The 2,776-nt window shown below is 70.3% G+C and carries 3 protein-coding genes; 1 reads left to right on the forward strand and 2 read right to left on the reverse strand.

Features of this window, described 5'->3' with window-relative positions; all coding sequences use genetic code 11:
* A partial coding sequence (locus ACRDSQ_RS30715) for an MFS transporter (RefSeq protein ID WP_431425938.1) occupies nucleotides 1-658 on the forward strand: 658 nt, incomplete at its 5' end.
* 25 nt (nucleotides 659-683) lie between these two features.
* Here the strand turns inward: ACRDSQ_RS30715 and ACRDSQ_RS30720 are convergent.
* On the reverse strand, nucleotides 684-1,493 hold the full coding sequence (locus ACRDSQ_RS30720) for an ABC transporter permease (RefSeq protein ID WP_431425939.1): 810 nt from the start codon (nucleotides 1,491-1,493) through the stop codon (nucleotides 684-686).
* Nucleotides 1,493-2,500 (reverse strand): ATP-binding cassette domain-containing protein, encoded by a 1,008-nt coding sequence (locus ACRDSQ_RS30725; protein ID WP_431425940.1) that lies wholly within the window; start codon nucleotides 2,498-2,500, stop codon nucleotides 1,493-1,495. Before ACRDSQ_RS30725 ends, ACRDSQ_RS30720 begins: the two co-directional genes overlap by 1 nt.
* Nucleotides 2,501-2,776 lie beyond the last annotated feature (276 nt).

The raw sequence follows: 2,776 nt of genomic DNA on the forward strand, positions 1-2,776 counted from the left end.
CCGGCCGGTGGCCACCGGCCCGACCCAGTCGCTGCGGGTCCAGCTCGGCGAGGGCGTGCGCTGGCTGCGGGGCAACGCCCTGATGGTGCGGCTCGCGGTGTTCGCCGCGACCATGGCGCTCGCCACCGAGCTGGCCCAAGCCCTGCTGGTGCTCTACGCGCTGCAGGACATCCACCTCAGTGAGGCGACGTTCGGCGTGTTCGCGCTGGTCGGCGGCGCGGGCGGGATCATCGGCGCGTTCATCGCGCCCCGGCTGACCCGCGCGCTGTCGCGGCGGACCGTGCTCGTCGGCTCCATCGTGAGCTGCGGACTGGCGTTCACCGCGATGTCGGTGTCGAAGGACCCGGTGACAGCCAGCCTGCTGTTCGGCGGGTTCGCCGCCGCCGTCGTGGTCGTGAACGTGATCCTCGGATCGCTGCGGCACGCGCTGGTCCCGGACTACCTCTTCGGCCGGGTCCTCGGCGTCTGGCGGACCGCGGTGTGGGGCGCGATCCCCGTCGGCGCGCTGCTCGGCGGCCTGCTCGCGACCTGGCTCGGCACCCGAGCGGTGTTCGCGATCTCCGGTCTGCTGCAACTCGCCCTCGCCGCGGCGGTGTGGTTCGCCCTTGCGGGCCACCGCGGCGAGGTCGACAGCATGTCGAGGGCGGGCGCCCCGTAGGACGCCCGCCGAGCGACTACTCGCCCTACTTGCTGGCCACCTTGCGGTACTTGGCGACCGCGATCGGCGCGAAGATCGCCAGGATGGCGAGGCAGGACACGACCGACCACAGGATCGAGTGCTGCGCGGGCCAGGAGTCCGACGTCGCCCGCAGGACGCCGGGACGTGGGTTGCCGAACAGGTCGCGGACCGCGTCGGCCACGACAGTGACCGGGTTCCAGTTCGCGAAGACCTTCAGCGGCCCGGGCAACGAGTTCGCCGAGACGAACGCGGACGACACGAACGTCAGCGGGAACATCCAGATGAAGCCCGCGCTCTGCGCGACCTGGACGTTGCCCGACGCCATGCCGACGAACGCGCCGACCCAGGACATCGCGAACGAGAACAGCAGCAGGATCGCGTAGGCGAGCACCGCGTCGAGGAAGCTGCCCCGGATCCGCCAGCCCACCAGCAGACCGCAGATCGACATGACCAGCAGGCCCAGGGCGCTGACCGCGAGGTCGGCGGTGGTGCGCCCGAGCAGGACGGCCCCGCGCGACATCGGCAGCGACCGGAACCGGTCGATGACACCCTTCTCCAGGTCGGCCGCCATGCCGAGGGTGGTGTACGCCGAGTTGAACGCGACCGTCTGGGCGAAGATGCCGCCCATCAGGAACTCGCGGTAGGCGTCCGGGTTGTCGCCGATGCTGCCGCCGAAGACGAACGCGAACAGCAGCACGAACATGATCGGCTGGATGGTCGCGCCGAGCAGCAGGTCGGGCTGGCGGCGCACGTTCATCAGGTTGCGCCAGGTCACGACGCCGCTGTCGCGGGCGCTCGCGGTGATGACACTCATCAGGAGGCCCCCTTCTTGCTCTTGCGGCCCTTGGGCTCCGGTTCGGCTGGCTCCTCGGCCGCGTGGCCGGTCAGCGCGAGGAACACGTCGTCGAGCGTCGGGCGGTGCAGCGCGACGTCGAGGACCGAGATGCCCTCCTGGTCGAGCCTGCGCAGGGCCTCGACCAGCGCCTTCGGGCCAGTGTCGACCTTGACCGACACGCGGCGCTGGTGGTCGTCGACCGAGGGTTCGCCGGAGCCGAGGCTGAACAGGATCTGGCGGGCCTTCTCGACCTCGCTCTGCTCGCCCACCACGACCTCGATGCGCTCGCCGCCGACGCCGTTCTTGAGCTGGTCCGGCGTGCCGCCCGCGATGACCTTGCCGTGGTCGATCACCAGGATGTTGTCGGCGAGTTGGTCGGCCTCTTCGAGGTACTGGGTGGTGAGCAGGACCGTGGCGCCGTCGGCGACGAGTTCGCCGATGACCTCCCAGGTGTCGAGCCTGCCGCGCGGGTCGAGCCCGGTGGTCGGCTCGTCCAGGACCACGACCGTGGGCTCGGCGACCAGCGCCCCAGCGAGGTCGAGCCTGCGGCGCATCCCGCCGGAGTAGGTCTTGGCCGGGCGCTCGGCGGCGTCCTTGAGCCGGAAGCGGTCGAGCAGCGCGCGGGCCCGCGCGCCGGAATCGGACCGCGACATGCCGTAGAGCCTGCCGACCATGTAGAGGTTCTCGTAGCCGGTGAGGTTCTCGTCCACGGCCGCGTACTGGCCGGAGAGCCCGATGGAGCGCCGCACCGCGGCGGGGTCGGCCAGCACGTCATGGCCCGCGACGAACGCCCGACCGGAGTCGGGCTTGAGCAGAGTGGTCAGGATCCGGACCATGGTGGTCTTGCCCGCCCCATTGGGGCCGAGCAGACCGAGCACGGTTCCGGAGCGGATCTCCAGGTCGACACCATCGAGGGCGCGGGTGGACCCGTAGGTCTTCACCAGCGCCTCCGCGTGCACCGCGACCTGGGACGCGGAGGGGGGCATGAGCAAGTCTCCCGTGCGTTTGGCCGAAGATTGAATCACTCGCGAGGCTAGTACGGCAGCAGCCATTCGGGGTGTGACCTGCGGGGATGTGTGGCTGGGGGCCTGCGTTCGGCATGGGGCAGCCGCCTGTTGATCATGTGTTTGTGAGCACAACAGGATCGCAGGCGGCTGCCGGTGTCAGGATAGGTGCTCGGTTGGCTGGGCGGAAACTGGGTGAGTTGACCGAACGGCTGCGCTGGTGTTTTCGGCGGATCGAGCCGTTCATGCAGGCCCGTA

The sequence above is a fragment of the Actinokineospora sp. genome, from assembly GCF_050699995.1.
Taxonomy (GTDB): Bacteria; Actinomycetota; Actinomycetes; order Mycobacteriales; family Pseudonocardiaceae; genus Actinokineospora.